A 19,356-nucleotide genomic window follows, 5' to 3' on the forward strand; every position below is an offset into this window, starting at 1 on the left:
TACCGAGATTGATCTCCTGGGCGATCGCTGGCCCCGCCATCGGGGCCACGAGCAGCCAAGCCAGCAAGGCGAATTGGCGTGAGATGCGGTCCACAGCGTTCCTCCTGTCTGGTCCAAACTCGCGGCTCGCGGGCGGGAGCGCCTTCGATCGGTTTTCCAACAGTACGGCCCCCGAAGCAGGAGCCACTCCCCTCTCGATCGACGCCTTCGCCAAAGCAGAACCCGCTCCCTCCGAAAATGCTTAATTCAAACAATCTCCGACATAGGTTGCACCGGGGCATTGACTGCTACTGAGACAGCAAAGGGAAGATCCTGAAATTTCATGGACTGATCCTGAGCAATGTATGTACTCGAATTTCGTGTCACTGACCCTTCGGCATCCGGACTTGCCCTGGATGGGCCCGCCGTTGGTCGGGCGCGCGCACCAATTGGGACGATTGTCGGTGCCGAGATCGCCACAGGTTTGAATCGGTACAGTCGCGCCTTGTGCGTGGGCGGCGCCAATCGCAGCGAGGCAGAGGACGATGACGGCAAGCGTGCGGTAACCTGTCATGGCGATCTCCTGTCGGATGTCGGGACGCGAGACTAGGCGGGGACGGGGATGCTCACGAAGCTCCTCGTCCCCGTTTGGCAGAATTGTCCGCCTCCGTTGCATGCGGACCTATCTCGACGCGGGCGGCGAAGCGCGGGCCCGAGAGCACGAGTTGATCGTCGTTGGGGAAGTCGGCAGCGCCTTCGTCGACAGGCTCCTGCGCGTAGGTCGCCGGCCGCATCGCATCGATTTCCTCGACGAAGACCACATGCTCGACCTGCGCGTCGTCGAGCGGGTCCGTCGCGAGCCGGAACGTCCCCGTCCAGCACAGGGATCCCGCCGCCTGTCGATCAGGGTTGGGGAGGACGGCGCAGTCCGGCAGCGGCAGGTGGATGCCCGGAGGCGGGTCAGGGCATGGCTTGTCGGCGTCGAACCGCGTCAGGTAGCAGTCGAGTTCGGCCTGGGTCCGGGGGATGAAGGTCCGCTCCGCCCAGGGGTGCCGCTTGCCGTTCCGGATGGTACCATCGGGATCCGCCAGCCGGGCCGGAGTCTCGACGCCGTCGGGACCGCGCCTGAGCACCGTCATCCGCATTAGCGGGCGCTGGCGCCACCATGAGAGGCGGGCTGCGTCGTGCCCGTCCGGCTCCGCCGCCGCGTGGAAGGAGCCCGGACCGGTGACCGTCACGGTGACGAGGCCGCGCTCTGTGCGGGACGCCGTAGCCACCACCCGGCGGCCGGGCATGATCTGCGCCCACTCCACCACGGGCTCCGAGACCCTCAGCACCCTCTCGGCCAGCGGTTGGTAGCGCACGAGGCCGAGGCGGACGAACGGCGCGGCCACTCCGAGGCCGCTCAACGCGACGTCCGCGTACCAGACCTCTCGGTCGGCATCGAAGCGGGGTCGATAGGTGAGCAGCGCCACCTCCATGGTGGTTCCGGTTCCGTCAGCGCCCGGCGTCCCGCCCGGGATCGGCATCGTAGCCCGCGGCACGTAGACGACCTCCGCATCGGCGCATGCGAGCGCGTCCCAACGCTGCGCCTTCGGAGCGGACGGGCTGTCGATCGGCGCTGTGCCGAGATCCGCGAAGGCATCCGCGGGCATGAGCCAGCCCAGCGGCCCCGGCCCGCTCTTGATCGGGTCGCGCCCCCAGCGGGTCACGTAGACGCCGCCGGGACCGAGATCGGCGTCGGAGAAGCCCCGCATGTCGATGTCGCGCCGCTGCAAAGCGGCCAGGTAGTCCGCCCCATCGTAGTCGCGCACGACGGTATCGTGATCTGGGCCGATGCGGTCGCTCAGGATCTCAGGCGGCCAGAGCACCAAGCCGAGCCGCTCGTTCGCGCCCGAGGTGGCGCCCGGCCGGCGCCAGGTCACGCGCAGCATGGGCTCGCGCACGACCACGGCGGAGCCCGGCCCTCGCGACGCGGGTGTGATCCGGGCCGAGGGCGCGACCGTCAGCGGAACGAGCTGGGCCGGCGCCTTAGTGGCCGGGAGAATCACCGTCTGCGCCGTGCCGGTGAGGACCGTCTTCGCGGCCTCAAGCATCCGGCCGCTCGCGCCGTTCCGGAAGGAGTTGGCGGTGCGCGATCCGACCCGCACGGTCAGCGAGAGGCGGCGCGCCCGCGTGTCGGCGAGTACGAAGGGGGTCGTCGCCCGCAGCGCCAGCCGGTCCACATTCCCCGCCTTGGCAGCCTGCTCCGCCTTGGCCGCCGCTCGCTGCAGTTCTAGGAGATCGGAGGACGGCCAGATCCCGGCCGGCGAATCGATGCGCAGCAGGACGGCCTGCTCGCGCTCGAAGGTGACCGAGTCGTCCGGCGCGACGGAGAATCCGTACACGTCGCGGGGGTCCTTGGGCGCGTTCCTGGCCGGGTCGATCGGCCACAGCCCGCGCGCGACTTGATCGAGGCTGCGCTTGCGCTCGTCCGGATCATCGAATCGGCCGCCGACGAGGCTCTCACCCTCGGCGACGATCTCGACGAAGCCCGTGGTGGCCGGATCGAACGTGACCGTGCCGGCGATCAGGATCCCCGCCTCGCCCGGCTCAGGCGCGGGCGGCATCGCCTCCCCGCGCTCCAGCACGGCCGTTCGCGTCGCCGTGCTCAGGCGATGCACGGACAGAACGCCGGTGGGCACCGAAAGGGGCTGATCGACGGCGTGCACCGTCCGAATAACGATCGAGGCAGCGATCTCCGGCGCGCCCGCCGCCGTCGCCATGGCGTGGACGAATCCGCTGACGGCGCGGATCGTCGCGCCCTCGAGCTGCCGCTGGCCGAGCGTCGTGACCGAGCCCGCGCGCACCTTCGCCTCCCTGTCAAGGGCTGCCCGGACCTCGCTCTCCCCGGCGCCGATCCGGTCGGCGATCGTCCGCGCCAAGTCCTGGCCCGGCTTGCAGGCCTCGCCACTCCCCGGATCGTAGCTGGCGAGGAGCGCCGCCGTCTCGACGACGTCGAAATGGCGGGCGAGGTTCGTCGCCGTGGGCAGGCACCAGATCACGACGTCGGCCACCGTTCCCGGCGGGAGCCTCACCTCGACCCGCGAGACGCCGACGCTCACGCCCGCCCGCGGGGTCCCACGCAGCAGGCGTCCGGCAGCGTCGAGGGTAAAGAGGGCAGGGCGCTTCGCGACGGACAACGCCGCGTCAGCATGCATCATCGTCCCGTCTTCCGCCTCAAGCCCGAGGACGGCGTCGCCCTTGGAGGAGGTCGTGGTCTTAGAGGAGACGGGCTGCGCCACGAACTCGATTGCGACCGGTCGGACATCCGGGGCGGTCACGCCCCGGGGACGGACTGGAACGACGAGCGGCCTGTCCGCTAGAGGCTTGCCTGCCTCCTCCCGGACTTGGATGACGAGGTACTCCGCCATCGGGTCGGGATGATAGGGCAGCCGGCGCGGCCGGTCGACGGTCCGCGGCCGGAAGACGCTGTCGCCATTGGCCTTCGGCGAGAAGGGCTGCCCGAAGCCGACGCCGTCGTCGAGGGCCCCGGCCGTCCCTGCATCGAAGGTCCAGACCGGGAAGCCGCCGGCCCGGGCGTGATCGAAATCGACGTCCCTCATCCCGTCGCGCGGTCCCATCCAGGACCCGACCCGCTCGTCCTGGAACGCGATGACGGCCTCGACGGCGGAAAGGGCCTGCTTGTGCTCGTCGGCGAACGTGGCCGAGACCCCCGGCGGAACGACGACCCGGACGGAGCGCGCATGGGGCGGATCAACCGCCATGGTCCCGTCGGACTGCCTGCGCGAGCGCAGGATCACCGACGTCCCCGTCTCCCGCAGCCCGTCCCGCACCCCGTCGAGGGGGCGCTCGAGCATCGGCTGGGGCGTCGAGACAAGCGGCGCCTCAATCCGCTCGTGGCGCAGGTGCCGGCGCGGCCCGGCCGTCTCGTTCGGGATCGCGAGGTGAGGCGCCACGTCATCTCCCAGGCCAGGACCGCCGCCACGCACGATGCCGCCAGCCAGCACGGCGCGCATGCGCATGTAATAGCCCGCACCGAGCACCAGCCGCGGAATCTGCCATGCCGCTCCGGCGGTCCATCCGGCTGGCGGCGCGAGCGAATAGGTCTGCGACAGGCGCAGCGGCGCGCAGCCTTCCCTCAGGGCGATCTCGTCCGCCTCGGGATCGATCCCCAGAGGAGCGCCGAGCCAATTGGCCACGGTCTCGTCGACGTAGGCCCGCTGCCCCTTGCCCTCCGGCTGGAGTCGCGCTGGCAGCACGAGGGTCGCGCCGTCATAGGCCGCCCGGTCGGCGGCCAGCGGGATCACCTGCGCGAGCAGGCGGCCGAACTCGGTGTCCCGGATCACCGGCTGGGTCACGTCCGATGGGTCGCCGAACGCAATCGTGCGGCGGCACAAGTCGCGCCACTCGATCACGCCGCCTTGCTGGACGCCGACGTCGAGGCGGTAACCCGCCGTCAGGTCCGTGGCGTCAACGATCTCGACCGCGTCCGGCGCGGTGCGCGAGAGGCTGCGCAGCAAGGCGCCGGTGGCGGCGCGTCGCCGGCCGTGATCAAGCAGCGCGAGCCCCGCCGTGCGCAGCGTCAGCAACTGGCGGCCCTTCGCATCCGGATCGGACAGGGCCGTCCGCCGGTGGTCCAGAGCCTGACTCAGATCGATCGACGTGACGTCGAAACGGTAGTCGGCCTTGCACGCCGTCGTCTCGGACGCGGCGAGCGGCAGGTAGCCGTCCACCAACTCGATGGCGCCGCCGATCAGCGCATTCCGATAATCCTCGGGCTTGGTCGCCTCGAGCGCCGCCTTGATCTCGTCCTGCGTGCACGCGAACACGTCGGGACCGCCTTCGTCCGAGAGGCGGGCCTTGGCGGCAGTCCAGACCCGCCGCTCCGCACCGAGCGCATCGATCACGCCGGCGAGGAACGCGAAGCGCACCCGGTTCGCAATACCCTCCCGCGTCGCGACGGCCTGGGAGGAGAGGACCACCGCCTCGACCTCCTCGATCGGAATCAGCACGTCAACGACGAGATTGAACAGGCGGGCGAGGGACGGCTGCGACTGGATGCCGAGGAGGCGGGCGCGGGCCTGCTCGTCGATCGGGAGTTGCGGGCACCTGCCGGGCTGCTCCGGCGGCGGAGTCCCGTGCACCGTGGCACTGCCGTGGCGGTCGACTGCGTCGTCGACGGCCCTGGAGATCTCGTCAATGCGCCTCGTGGCCGCCCGCTCGATGATGCTCGCCGCGGGGCTCGGATCCCGGGGAGAGGCCTTACCGGCCGCGGCGCTGCGGGCCTGCTCTGCGGCTGCCGCGACGTCCGCGGCGAGCAGCCGCTCCTGCAGCGCCTGCGGCCCGGCCGGCGCGCCTGTCCCTTCGGCACTGGCGTGCCGGACGAGGCTCGGCACCGGGCCGGCCCAGCTTGGCCAGCCTCTGCCCCAGTCGAGGGGCTCGAACGGCTCGTAGGCGAGGTTGACCGGCCGCGGGGCGGCGGCACCCGCCGATCTGGAGGATTTCAGCCGCTCGATCAGGCAGCGGGCGCGCTCCGTCGACAGGACAAGGGCGGCCGCGGCCCGGCCCATCGGGCTCACCGCGACGGTCTCTGCGGCCGTCCCGCCGGGCTGCATGCCCGACACGCCCGACGCGTCGGGCGGCCCGGCGGGCGGGTTGGCGGGCACCTTCAGCTCTTCGAGCAACTTCGTACCGCCCGGTTTGATGACCCGGGCAAGGGCCTCCCACTCCTTCGTCTTGTCCTCCGGCTTGTCCGCCGGGGCGAGGAGCTTGCGCCACAGCATTCCGATCGCCGTGACGTCGGCCGCGCGCCGGGACTTCCAGCTCGCGATGTCCGGTGGGGAGCCACCCGGAAGGGCGCGGCGGTCGTGGTACATGGCCCGGATGGCGGGCACTCGCCGCGCCGCGCCGCCATTCGCGCCGGGAGCAGGATGCTCCCGGTCGACAGGCGCGACTATGACGGCGACCGGGCTCCCGCCAATCTCGGCAAAGTTGCCGATATCGGCGCCGGCGAGGTCGCGCTCGATCAGTTCTGGCCATTGCCGGAGATCGACCGTCCTGCCGATGTTCCGGCGGTCGGGCGCGACGGGCGAAAGGATCAGCGCCGCGCGCAGGAAGCGGTGCCGAGCCCGCCACACGATTCCGGCCGGCACGATCCGGACACCGACGCCGACGGGAATGGGGGGATGATTGGTGTCGTCGGGCATGCCGCCCCTCAGATCGGTTGGCAGGGGGAGAGGCTGGCATCGAAGTAGTCGCGGTAGCCCGTCCAGTCGGCGCGCTGCGACCGCGAGGCGACCTTGAGGCGCGGCGGCCTCGGAGCTCGGCTTGCGGGCTTCTTGCCGGGCGTCATCGCGGCCCACTCGACGCGGACGAAGGGCGGCAGGAGGTCGGAGGGAAGCGAGGCCGTTCCCGTTCCCTGCTGCGAGCCCATCTTGGTGCCCTGGTCGCTGCTGACCCGGACCCTGAACTCGATGTCGTCGATGCCGAGCGAGAACGAGAAGGTATAGGTCGCCTCGCCCTTGACCGGCCCTCCGCGCCCCTGCTGCTTCAGGCGCACGAAGAGCGAGGTCGAGAAGCCGAAGCAGGCGATGGAGGCGGAGCCCCGGGCCATGAACGTGCCGCCGAGTTCGGAATCCTCCGCGGTCGCGCCGATTCTGACGTAGAGCCCGAGCGTCACCTGCCCGTTGCCGCTCAAGGGGCCGAAGCCGAAGGCGAACACGCCGCCATAGTCGAACGAGCACTCGAACGACCTGAAGCCCGACTGCGTGTCCGTGACGAAGCTGAGATAGCCGCCGCCGCCGAAGATCGTCGAGGAGATCAGGAACGGCGCCTCCGGCCGGCCGATCGAGACCCGGAAGCGGGCCGGGCTGTTCTGGAACGGCAGCTCCGCGCCAGCGAACAGGACCACGTTCGAGAAGCTCAGGGTGCCGACGCCGAAGCTGCCGAGATTGACCCCGTAGGCCGCCTCGATCCCGGGCTCCTCCGCCAGGAGCCCGACCTTGAGCCCGCCCCCGCGCGGCGAGAGATAGGCCTGGAGGTCGTCCAGGAACTTCGCGTCCTTGCCGATCTCCGTCCGTCCGAACCGCACGTCGAAATCCGGTGACCGCCCCGTGCCCGCCGTGAAGGTGAGCCCACGGAAGCCGATAGTCACCGCCTCGAAGATCCCGGGGATCAGGTTGATCTTGAACGGGCCGACCGAACCGGTGACCGTGACTTTCGCCGGTGTGGCCGCGTCGAGCAGGTCAACCTCGGCCAGGGTCTGGATCGCGAGCCTCGAGTCGCCCTCGGGCTTGAGGAAGGGGTTGCCGCCTTTCGGGAACTCGTCGAGTTCGCCGCCAAGGTCATAGGACAGCCGGGCGCGGGTGGGGATGAGCTCGCGGATGCGGGATTCGATCTCGTGACGGAATGCCCGCAGGTCGAGAGCGCGCACGAGGGCGACGCGCAGTTGCGACGCGTCGATCCGGCCGAAGCGCTCGACCAACTCGACGAGCGCGGGGGCCGCCCAGATCTGGCCGAGCCCGTCGAGCGCCGCGAAGACCGCGACGGCCTTGCCGTCCTTGGCGGCGTCGCGGGCCTGCTTCACGAGATCCTGCTCCCGCGCGAGACGATCCTGCTTCGCGCCGCCGACCGTATCGTGGACGACGAAGAGGTCGTCCACGCCGAGCTGCGTCTCGAGGCTGCGCAGGAGGGTGTCGACGAGCGGGGTCTCGGCCCGAACCTTCGCGACCGCGGCCGCGATCTCGGTCCGGCGCACCGTCACGGCCGCGTAGAACGCGACGAGGCCGTCGAGCGGCGCCTGAAGGGCCGTGACGATCCCCTTGAGCGCGTCTTGGAGCCGGGCCTCACCCTGCGCCGCCAGACGCGTTAGCAGGTCGAGCGCGGCCTGCTCGATGACGGCGAGGACCGTCCTGCGAAGGCTCTCGATCCGTGCGGCGACGCCGTCGAGGACGGTCTTCGCCGCCTGCGCGGCATCTGCGAGCGCGGCGGGCTGAGCCGTGCGGATCCGGTCGGCGGCGGCGTCTAGCCTGTTGGCGAGATCCTTGAGATCGTCCTGTCCGGTTCTGGCGAGCGGGATCGCCTCGCCGATCTGGCCGGCCGCTGCCTTTAGCTCCCCGGCGACGGCGGGCAACTGCGGCTCCAGAGCGTCCCCCGCCTCCTTCAGGGCGGCCTGGACCCCCGCGAGCGCATCCGGCGCCTTAACTGCCGTCACGGCCGCGACGGTGCGCACGCCTCCGGCCGCCAAGTCCAGCAGCGCCGCGATCGCCTCCCCGGCCTTCCGCTTGGCAGTCTGGTCAGCGGCGGCGAGGAGCATGCTTTCGAGAGCCTCGCGCGCCTGCGCGGCCTGCCGGCCGAACGCCATGACGGCGAGCACGAGAAGCTTCTGTGCGCCTGCGAGGCGACGCATCGCGGCGGGAAGGTCGGCGCCCGAGACGACGCAGCCCGTCTGACCGCCCGCCAGCAGGGCCGAGAGCTCACGACGGACATCGGCTAAGCCGGCGAGCGCGTCCGCGAGCGCGCCTGCTGTAGCGAAGAGTGCGTCCCGGGCACGCTTTATTGCCTCCTGATCCGAACCGGACGCCGCCTGCTCCGCCTCCTGCAGCGTCGTCAACGCAGCGAGGGCGGCGCTGCTGAACGTCGCGCTGGCCGTGACCGTGCAGGTGCCGGACCCAGTCGAGGTCTTCAGGCGCACGATGCAGCCGGCAAGCCTGTCAATGTCGTCCGCGCTCGGGAGGACGGCGTCGGCCGCTCGCGACAGGCCTTGCCGGAGGGCGGCACACGCAGCGCCGATCTCGCCGATCCGCGCGGACTCGTCGAGCTTGGCGAGGAGCGTCGCCACGGGAGGCAGGAAAGCTCCTAATTCCCGAAGGAAGGCGGCGGGATCCTTGAGGAGGGCGTCCCCCGAGAGCATCCGCGCCAACTCTTCGATGCGTGCGGGCGCGGCGCTCAGGGTCCCGGCCCCGAGAGCCTGGAGCAGGGGCGCGACGGCGGGGGTGATGAACCGCTCCTCGAGCCTGCCCCGGAGCGTCTCTAGCTCCTTGTCTAGCGCGCCGCCGGGGTCGAAGCCGCTGAGGGCGTCCTTGATCGGCCCGATGGCCGCGGGCAGCTGCGTGTCGGCCAGCCGTGTGACGAGGCGCTTGAGCGCATCTTTCAGATCGGGATCGTCGTCGAGGTCCTTAGCGGCGGCCTCGAGCTTCGTCGTGATTGACACCGGCAGCGCAGTGAGACGCGCGCCCAGCGTGTCGACCGGCACGGTGCAGGGATTCGCTACGGCGCCGACGCACAGCGCCTCCGCCAAAGCGCCGCGTACGGCCAAGTCCACCTGCACGGACACCTTCGCGCGCAGCGACTCCGCCTCCGCCGGGATCGGCACGGTGACGAGGAAGCGGCGCACCGCGACGCCCGCCTCCGCGACGAGGGGGGCGACGAGACGCCCCAGCAGCAGGCCGGGGAGCGACTTCAGGTCTTTCGTCAGGCCGCGCACCAGGGCCAGGACGGCGTCGAACCGGCTCTTCAGCTCGCGGATGATGCCGAGCTGCTGGTCGGACATTGACGCGAGCGGATCTTGCGCGATCGCGTCGAGGGTCCGGATCAGCCGCTGCCCGGCCGCCTGCGTGGCGGCGAGGTTCGCCATGAACTCCGCGTCGCTCGTGCCCGCGTTCAGGCACTTCTCGAGACTCCCGCGCAGCGCCCCGATCGCCTCGCCGATCTGCGGGAAGGCCTTGCCGAGGCTGGCCGTCGTCGATCCGTCTCCGGCCTGCCGCGCGGCGATCTCGGCCCATTTGGCCTCAACCGCCGTAATTATGTCCTTGAGCGGCTGGATCACCGTGTCGCGCAGGAGCGCACGCGCCTCCCGCGCGCCCTCCCGCAGCGTCCGCGAGCCGTAATCCACCACCTCGCGCAGCTCGGGATGCCGGTTTGCGATCTGGCCGACCGCGACCTTCAGCAGGTCCGCTAGGGACACGAGCCCGAGCAGGCGGGCGTCGTCAGGAAGGATCGCCTTCAACGGATTCCCGGCATCGAACGGGCTCTTGCCGTCGTTGGCGGTGAGGTAGGAGGTAGCGACGGGACGGGCCTCGGGGGCGGTTTCTCCGGGCGGGAGCGGAGCTGCTCTCGGCGGCGCGGCGTTGACGCTGAGAGGCCCGTAGCGCCGCGAGAGCGCGACGATGTTCATGTTGGGATGGGCGACGCCGCCGGCGAGATTGCCCCGGCCCGCGAATTCCAGCTTGTGGACCTCGTCCCGCACGATCAGGAATGCTTCCGGGACGTTCTTCGTCTCACCGCCCGCAATCGGGTTGTCCTCCCCGAAGCCGGCGCGGACATAGAACGGATCGTAAGCGACCGTCCGCCAGATCGGGCCGCTCCCGGACAGCCGCTCGGCCTGGGTGAGGCGGCAGGACGCCGCCGCGACGAGCGGATAGAAGGGCGGCTGGTCCCGCCCGATCATCAGGGGGCTGCGGACGTAGTGGTCGTTCTGCGGCGTGTCCGGATCGCCGGTCCGCGGCGCCGGGCTCTCGCGCCCCTCGGCCTTCACGCTCCACCAAGCGGTCTCGTAGGTGGTGTCGCCGGGAGTGGTTTCGGGGGCCATGCGCACGGGCTGGCCGCGGCGGTCGAGGTAGCGGACCGGCCCGGTCCCGGCCTTGGCCCCGTCCTCCGGCACCCGGTCGTTGTAGTACCTCACCACAGCCCCAACGGTCGCCGGGTCGTTGGCGGCCTGGTTGTCGACGAACAGGAGTGGCAGGCGCAGCGGCACGGCCTCGCCGGCGACCCGCATCTCGAACCAGACCTCGGCGCCGTCGCGGCCAGCGATCCGGGGCCAGAAGCAGAGGCCGGTGGCGCCGGGCCCGGTGAAGGTCAGCCGCCCGCTAGCCAGGACGTCCTCGACCTCGAGCGGCCCGCCGGGGCAGTCCGCGGTCCCTCCTAACTCCGCGGCGGGATCCACGAGGTCCGGCGTCGTGAGCGTGAGGATCTCGAGCTCCTGGCAGGACCAGCGCCGGCTGCGGTTGGGCTGGCCTTCGGCGGGATAGGTCTTGACCGGGTCTGCGACCTTCAGGAACTTGCGCTGGATCAGGACCGCCGTCGGCGCGCCGTCGCCCGCATCGACGATCAGCCTCTCGGTGAGCTTGACGAGGCTCGCGGTGTGGCCAAGCGGGAACAGGAAGCCCTTATAGACCACCTCGACGACGACGTCGCGGCCGAGCACCGTGCGCTGGCGCCAGCGCTCGACCGAGAAGGCATCGAACAGGTTGCCCGCCTTCGTGCGCGCGGCGGCCGGTGGGACGAAGGTCGTGTCGAGGTTGATCGACCCGCCCAGCGCGCTGAGCGACAGCTCCGTTACCGACAGCGGTCGCGGCTGGTAGATCGCAGTCCAGTCCCGCAGGTCCTCTCCTGCGAGCTGCCCGTCCCCGGTGGTGCGCTCGATGTCGCGAAGGCGGAAGCCCGGCGGCGGCTCGATCTGGCTGCCCTTCGTATCGAGGCCCCCCCCGGCCTTCCAGCGCCCGGCGACGGGCAGGCCGTGCACCGAACTCAGGGCCACGACCTCGTGCCGGTCGTAGGCGTCGAGGCCCGTGAGGAAGCGTTGCCCCTCGAGTTCGGCAAGGTCGCTGCGCGTCCCGAGCCCGCGCCGGATCGCCCAAGGCTTCCACGGCCCGCGCGGGGGCGAGCCTGGTCCGTCCGCCGACAGCAGGGCCGCCGGCCGGAAGTCGGGTGACCAGACGGCGCGCACGCCCGCGTCTTCGCCTACGTCGACGAGGCTCGCCGTCCAGAGCGGCCGGACCTCCGCGCCAGCGGCCCCGGCCGGCGCAATTGCGCGCTGGACGGCGGCAGACGGCGTCTTCCAGGTCGCCGTCTGGGCCGGCGACAGGTGCAGGCGGGCGGGAAGCTCGAGGGCGGTCTCGAACGGGCCCGGCTCGTGGCGAGACGCCTCGTAGACCTCGGCGAGCCGCTCGGTCGTGCTCACGCGGCTGACGTCGCGGTTCTCTCGCCCCAGATCCTTGGCGTCGGCGGCACGTGTGGGCCGGTCGGCGCGGGTGAAGCCCTGGAAGGTCAGGATCGCGGCGTCGTCGGCAAGAACCTCGCGCTGCCAGCGCGGCGGCAGGCGGCCGGAGAGGGGCAGCGCCATGAGCCGTTCCGCCCGGCGCACCACCGCCATGTCCATGCTGGCCCAGTTGGTCAGCCCCTCGAGCGAGAACGGGATCGCTCCTCCCGCCCGCTCGCCCTCGTGGTCGTCGGGATTGATGCGGAATACGATCCGGCTCGGGCCCGACAGACGTGCCTCGGCGGGAAGCGGGATCCGCCCCGCGGGGGAGATCGAGTCCCTGACGAACTGCAGCAAGTCCGGACCTAGCAGAACCTTGTTCCGCGTGAGCCACTCGCGACCGCGATAATCGGCTGCGGCTGGATCCGGCTTCTGCGCCGTGTCGCCCGCCACCAGCGCCTCGTAGCGCCGGTGATAGGCGTGACGGAAGGCGACGAAGCCGGCGTCACGACGGTCCTTCTCGCGCAGGATCGCATCCTGGGCGGGCAGGTCCAAGTCCCGATCGGGCTTGCACAGCTCCTCGGGCTTGGAGAGTCCCGCCTCTCTGAGCACTCGCTGGCGCACGTCCCGCGGCAGCGTCACATCCGGCCAGAGCGGCTCGGGCTCAACCGGGGGCCTGACGAGATCGCGCCAGATCGCCTCGGCGAGCCGCCGCGCATCCGGATCGAGGAAGGCGGGCCCGGCATAGAGCCGTTGTTCCTTGGGCAGTGTCCGGGCGGCGGCCTCCTCGGCGAACCGCTCGATCAGCGTCTTGACGGCTGCCCGCTCGCCGGAGACGTCATTGAGGGCCTGAAGGGCCTTACGAGCCTCGATGCGCTGGGAGGCCAGCGTCCCGTCCACCGGGAGGCCGCGCCACCGCTTCGGCCGGCCAAGGAGCGCCAAGTGAGCTGCGAACGCTTCCGCGTCCTTGGCCGGCACGAGTTCCGGCAACGTGACAGGCTCGGGGAGTTGGCGGAAGATCGCCTGCTCCAAGACGTGCTGCGGTGGGAACTCCACGGCGAGCAGCGGCCGCCCATCCCGGGACGGGATCGGTCGCTCGCCGGCATCGGGCTGCGCCGCCCGGGCCGGCGAGCGACCGCCGCGTGGGGCGAGGCGCGCCTGCGGCCCGCCGGCGCCGCGCCAGGGCAGAGTCAGCACGAGGTCGGCGAACCGGAACTTGAGCGCGAGCAGGTCGTCGGGCCGGATGACCGTGAGGCGGGCGCGGTCGAGGGCGAGCTCGCCGTGGCTCGGGACCGGACCCGGCAGGCCGAGAGGTACGACCGCGTCCGCCGAGCCCGGATGCGGCGTTTCGACGAGCGGGATGTGGAAGAACGCTTCCGCGGCGTCGAAGTCGAGCCGGGAGGTGTGCCGCTGCCGGCGAGGGCTGCCGGGGTCGGCCTCGTCGTGCCGCTCGGGCAGCGGGATCGCCGCATGGGTCAGGGCGAGGCGCGCCGAGAAGCGCCGCAGCGTGCGGTCGCCCCCCGTATCGGCGGTGACGATCTCGATCGGCTCGACCCGGCCTGGGGAGCCCGGCCGCGGGCTGAGCGGCGGCAGGGCCGCGACGTCGTAGACGCCAAGGCTCGTCGCGACCCGGTGGTCCTCCGCAACGGGGGCGAAGCGGAGCCGGGTTCTGACCGGCCGGCCCGGCTCGCCCTGGCGCACGATCTCCATGTCAGCGACCTCGAAGGCCGCGTCCGTGCGCTCGGTCCCGGCCTCACGGGTGACCACCGCCACCGTCCCGATCCGGCCCTTCCGGTTCGCCTGGAGGATGCAGCCGGCGACGGTCCTCTCCGGATCGCCCCAGTGGCGCAGCCTCGCCTGCAACTCTGCCGCGAGACGCGGTGGAACGGCGTCGTCGAAGCGCACGCGCACCGCTACCGAGTTGCCGGCGCCGTCGCGGCTGCCGGCGACAAAGCCCAGGACCGGGGCGCGCCCCTGCGGGCGCTCCAGGATCGGAAACGCATCCTCGGCCTTGATGCCGCCGACGGTCCCGTAGAGGCCGAGCGTGGTGCCCCTTCCGGCCCCCGGCGGCGCTTCCGCGTCGAAGAGAAGCGTGTCCCTCATGGCACCGGTGGCCCTGTCCTCGCCCTCTCGGAACAGGCGCCGCACGTCGAGCCGACGGAAGGTCAGGAAGACGTGCAGGATATAAAACTCGCCCGTCGCCCGGTCTTTCGGTTCCAGGCGCCAGGTGAAGTCCCTGTTGAGTTGCAGGCGGAGCGACCCCCTTCCCTCGATGCGCGGTCCGAACAGGCCTTTGAGCACGGGGCCGGCGCGGCGCTCGGGGATCTCGGCCAGAAGTCCCGTCAGAGCGGGCGCGTTGGGGTCGTGGGCGAGAAAGGTATTGAGGAGCATCCTCCCGAACGTCAGGTCATCGCGCCCATCCCACCACCCCGTCGATGAAAGGCGGATTGTCCAGGGCGCCTGCGGCGTCGGGCGCTCGATGACAAACGTCATCGTGAACGTCCGTCCCCTCGGGTCGGGCAGCGAAGCGCTGGTGACGGTGAGGGTCCACCGGCCCGGGACGTAGCGGAGTTCCTGGATGTCGCCGCCGTTGCGCGGGACCCTGATCCCGGCTTCCTCGGCCTTGCCGGTCAGCTCGATCCGCGGGATGCTCGCGCGGTCGATCGAGAAGGCCGCGCTGTCACCGAAGTCGCGGGTCCGCCAGGTCAGGTGAACTCGCTCGTTAGCATCGAGTAGAGCCACGGCGTCGCGGCGCTCGGCATCCAGATAGGCGAGTCGGTAATCTGGGGAGGCCTCCTCCTGCGCCGCTCCGATCGCGCTCGTGGCGACCAAGGAGGCCGCGCCGCCGAGGACTGTGCGCCTCGTGACGCGCGCAGTTGTTGATCGAGCGCACCCAGGCTTCGGCCTTGTCTTGCCTCCTCCGTCTGCCGTCATCGCCGCCCCCACCACCTCTTGGACGACGACTCAGCCGAGGAATCCAAGATGATTAAACTCAAGATTACAAATCATTCTCCGCTTGGCTACGGAATTTTTGGGTGATGCAGCCAAGAGAGGATGCAACGAGCAGCCGGACCGTCGGGGGTGGGCGTAACGCGAACATCTGCTACAATTGGATGTTGCGACAGATCGAAACGATCACGCACGGACAAAATATGTCATTAATTAAAATCAATACTCGTTAAGGCATTATCTGCAAGTCACCCCGAAATGGCGGAACAGCGACATCAAATAGGGGTTGGGGATTCTATCCGAGCATAGGCCCTGATTTTTTGAGCGAGGAGAGCTTAGGATCGAACGCCGGATGGAGCGAGGCGGCTGGCGAAGATAGCCGTGGCCGCTGTCGCTCGACGATGATCAAGGCCGTAGATGTTGTTGCGGCGCTGGCCGGGCCCTGGTCGAATGGCCAGATTGAGGAGCGAATCACCCGCCTCAAACTCGTAAAGCGACAGGTGTGCGGTCGAGCCGAACTTGATCTGCTTGAAGCACGGCTGAATCACGCTGGGTAAGGCCGACGGCACCGAGAGTGCGACAGGCCCAAGAGTGCAAGCAGAAGCACGCGTATTCGCGCATCAGTTATCCGCCACGTCTCAAGCCGAAGACGCAAAGGAGGCGAATCTCTAAAGCTACCTATCGAGAGGCACAATCGTACCCTGTCGCAACGCCTCGCCGAATGTCTTCGTCTCGTGTTCATAGGCAGCAAACACTGCCTCCGTCCAAAGGCGCATTCCCTTCATCTTCAAGGGAATGCGTTGTGCTTTGCTGTAATGGAGGCGGGTGACCGCCATCATGCGATCCGCCATCTTCGCGTCCGTCTTGCGGTCGTCGGCGTGCGCCAGGATTGCCGAGCCCGCACCGCCCATCTCCTCCTCGTCGAGGAAGGTCGCGAGCGACCGCCGGACATCGTGGGGAGTCCATTCTTCGATCCCGTACTTTGCGAAGAGGCTGTCGGACGTCGTCCGCGAAAACCCGCTTCGCGGCGTCGGCCGACGGCCCGTCCGGCGCTGGGTCTCGGCTTTGGGCCTGCGCTTGTAGCGGACACCGCGAAGTCGTCGCAGCAGTCCTTCCACTCCCGCGCTGCTGACATGTCCGACGCCCTGGCCGCTCGGAAAAAGCCACCGGCTCTTTCCGCCTTCGGCATAGGACCGGTACGCCTCAAGGATCGCGATCCCCTTCTCCGGGACCGGAAGAGCGTGCGGCCGCCGGCTTCCGAGCACGCTTTTCATCTCGTCGGCGGTCCAGTTCAGCGTCCGCCAATCAGGATCCGGTTCGGCAAGATCGAAGATGCGGTTGGCTGGAGTTCCAACGAGTTGCGCGATCCTCTGGGCGGTCAGCACGATGGCCCACAGCGCTCCAACTGTGCCGGCGGCGACCTGGCGGCGACCGGGCGGCGTAGTGTCCCGTAGATGCTCGACCAGCACCAACGTGCGCGCGAGGTCGGAGACGGTCGGCGATCTCTCCACCGATCCCGTCTTATGCCGGAACTTCCAGCGCGACCACCACGCGACCTCGTCACCCTTGAAGCCACAGTAACCCGACCGTTCGCAGAGCGCCCATTCCATCATCGCCTTCGTCTGGCAGACCGTCCGCCAGATCATCGACTTCGGCATTCCAGCGCTCTTCATGCGCGCCTCCGCGGCGGTAAAGTCAGCGAGGCAGAGCTTCGGCACCTCTACCGCTTCCAGTGCCTCAAAGGCGGGGTTGTGCAGTATCGCCGCGTACTGGGACACCCAGCGGGGGGACATGTCCGCGGTTCTCTCCTCGATGAATGCCTTGCGCAGGTAGTGGAAGGTCCAGACGTCTCCGGTCATGGGCACCTCGGGACCGTTGAAGGTCCCCTCTTCGTCGATCCACGCCTTATTGTTCGCGTAGTAAAACGCCTCGCCTCCGCGGGCGTCGAGGACGCCCCTCATCACCTTGATGTACGTACGGCCGTCCGACTTCAGCCGGTCGACCTGGGCGGCGCCACGGCATAGTTCGCGGGCAATGGAGAGGGAGGTGTCCTGGACACTCCCAAGGCGGAACGTCCTGAGTCGGCCGCGAAGGAACCAAGTCGCCGACTTGGGTCGCAGGCGCAGCACGAGCCCAGGTTCGCTCGCGTCCCTCCACTCGATCATCGTTCCTTTAAGACGGCCGCCATCGACGTATCGCTTGGCCTGCACCACGATGTCGTTGGTCATCACCACGGTCACGCTCTCGAGAGGCATTACGACCTTCGTTCCGTCGCCCGCTGCCGGAAGCCGGACAGGGGGGCAGGGCTGGAACCGTACCTTCGTTTCGCCCTCGCTCATCGGTGCCTCCGTACAACGGGCCCCGTACAACAGAATGCTACGGGATACGCCCCCTCATACAATCGCTAAACACATGAAGATCAACGACTTGAAGCCGATAAACTTGTCTCGATTTAATTCGCCTAAACTCCGGATCTCGATCGACTCTGCTTCCCAAGCTGAATGTCGTCGGTTCGATCCCGATCGCCCGCTCCACCAAATCCCCGATCAAAGCAATGCGTCGGCCAGTTCTTCGAGGACGCTGCCCGGCACCCGGTCGTGCCTTGCACGACCTCTGTACCATCCCTCAGCGCAGCGCTCTGTCGCTCCCGGTCGTCAAGGCGTCGGCTGGAGCACCGCCTCTTTCCTGAAGACGCAGACTGAAGGTGGAACGGCGCATCAACGGTCTCAGCGTGATCGATGCGCTGGCTGACGCGATGTGCCTGGGCGGCATCCCCGAGCACATCGGCGGCGACGATGGTCCTGAGACGATCTCGAAGGCGCTGCGCAAGTGGGCGCCAAGACGGGGCCGCAGATCCAGGACATCGCGCCGGGCGCGCCGCGGGAGAACAGGTCTTGCGAGAGCTTCGTCGGCAAGCTGCGCAACGAGTGCCTGCGACAGGAGATCGTCTGCTCGCCGAAGGCGGCACAGGCCGTGGTCGCTCTTTGGCACAACACCTGCAGCCGTGCCCGGATGTTCGGAGCATCTCCCCCATGGTGTTGATGGCGTCTTCCCCGCCGGATTCCGCGTCCGAGATCGAAGGTCGGGTGGCCCTTAGGCCCGAGGAACGGGTTCCCCCCGCGGCCCTCGGTCTGCTCGGGCTGCAGCACGTGCTCGTGATGTATGCGGGCGCCGTGGCGATCCCGCTCATCATCGGCCGGGCGCTCAACTTGCCGCCCGAGCAGGTGGCCATGCTGGTCAGCGCCGACCTGTTCGCCTGCGGGATCGTCACGCTGATCCAGAGCTGGGGCCTGCCCGGCATCGGCATCCGCATGCCGGTGATGATGGGCGTCACCTTCGCGGCCGTCGGCCCGATGCTCTCCATGGGCACGAACCCGGCGATCGGCCTCACCGGCATCTATGGCGCCGTCATCGCCTCCGGCCTGTTCGGCCTCGTCGCCGCACCGGTGATCGGACGCCTCCTGCCGCTGTTCCCGCCGGTCGTGACCGGCACCATCATTCTGGTCATCGGCATCTCGCTGATGCGGGTCGGGGTGAACTGGGCCGCCGGCGGCCTTGGCAACCCGAACTACGGCGCCCCCGTCTATCTCGGCATCGCGGCCTTCGTGCTCTGCGCGATCCTCGCCATCACCCGCTACGCCACGGGCTTCGTCGCCTCGGCCTCGGTGCTGATCGGGATCGCGCTCGGCATGGTGCTGGCCGGCTTTGCCGGGCTGGTGGAACTCGACCGTGTCGCCGCGGCGCCCTGGTTCGACATGGTGCGCCCCTTCGCCTTCGGCTGGCCGAGCTTCGATCCGGTCTCGATCGTCACCCTGTGCCTAGTGATGATCGTCGTGATGATCGAATCGACCGGGATGTTCCTGGCCCTGTCGCAGATCACCGCCGACCCGGTCGACGAGCGGCGGCTGACGCGCGGCCTGCGCGCGGACGGGCTCGGCACCGTCATCGGCGGCATCTTCAATACCTTCCCCTACACCTCGTTCTCGCAGAATATCGGGCTCGTCGGCGTCACCGGCATCCGCTCGCGCTGGGTCACGGTGGCCGCGGGCATCATCATGCTCGGCCTCGGACTGGTCCCGAAGCTCGCAGCCCTGGTCGAGGCCGTGCCGCCATGCGTGCTCGGCGGAGCCGGCCTCGTGATGTTCGGCATGGTCGGCGCGACCGGCACGCGCATCCTCGGCGGCGTCGATTTCGCGCGCAACCGCAACAACCTGTTCGTTGTCGCCGTCTCGGTCGGTTTCGGCATGATCCCGCTCGTCGCGCCGAACTTCTTCAAGCAGATGCCGCACGCGCTGCATCCGCTTCTGGAATCGGGCATCCTGCTCGCTGCGATCTCGGCGGTGGGGCTGAACCTGTTCTTCAACGGATTCGGCGGCAGGGCGGAATCCCGTGAGGCGGCGATCCGTCAGGCCGAGGTCGCGCAAGCCCACTGACGTCACCGCGGGCCC

The 19,356-nt window shown here is 69.5% G+C and carries 4 protein-coding genes and 1 pseudogene; 2 read left to right on the top strand and 3 right to left on the bottom strand.

Features of this window, described 5'->3' with window-relative positions; all coding sequences use genetic code 11:
* Window positions 1-605: 605 nt before the first annotated feature.
* The 3 genes from E4V01_RS08515 to E4V01_RS08530 form a co-directional block, all read right to left on the bottom strand.
* Window positions 606-6,188 carry a hypothetical protein gene (locus E4V01_RS08515; RefSeq protein WP_135298061.1) on the bottom strand — a complete coding sequence of 1,861 codons (5,583 nt, stop codon included), beginning with the start codon at window positions 6,186-6,188 and terminating at the stop codon, window positions 606-608.
* Window positions 6,189-6,196: 8 nt separating this feature from the next.
* The gene (locus E4V01_RS08520; protein WP_135298062.1) at window positions 6,197-14,791 is read right to left on the bottom strand and encodes a hypothetical protein; all 8,595 of its coding nucleotides are present in this window, start codon (window positions 14,789-14,791) and stop codon (window positions 6,197-6,199) included.
* A gap of 791 nt (window positions 14,792-15,582) precedes the next feature.
* Entirely contained in the window at window positions 15,583-17,247 is a 1,665-nt protein-coding gene (locus E4V01_RS08530; RefSeq protein WP_135298063.1) for an integrase family protein, read from the bottom strand.
* A 359-nt stretch (window positions 17,248-17,606) separates the two neighbouring features.
* On the opposite strand from E4V01_RS08530, the pseudogene E4V01_RS08535 reads away from it, so the two are divergent.
* Window positions 17,607-17,950, top strand: a pseudogene (locus E4V01_RS08535) (integrase core domain-containing protein); the annotation flags it as partial.
* The gene (locus tag E4V01_RS08540; RefSeq protein WP_135298064.1) at window positions 17,941-19,341 is read left to right on the top strand and encodes a nucleobase:cation symporter-2 family protein; all 1,401 of its coding nucleotides are present in this window, start codon (window positions 17,941-17,943) and stop codon (window positions 19,339-19,341) included. The pseudogene E4V01_RS08535 and the gene E4V01_RS08540, both read left to right, overlap by 10 nt.
* Window positions 19,342-19,356: the final 15 nt, after the last annotated feature.

The organism is Methylorubrum sp. Q1 (genome assembly GCF_004683995.1).
Classification (GTDB): domain Bacteria; phylum Pseudomonadota; class Alphaproteobacteria; order Rhizobiales; family Beijerinckiaceae; genus Methylobacterium.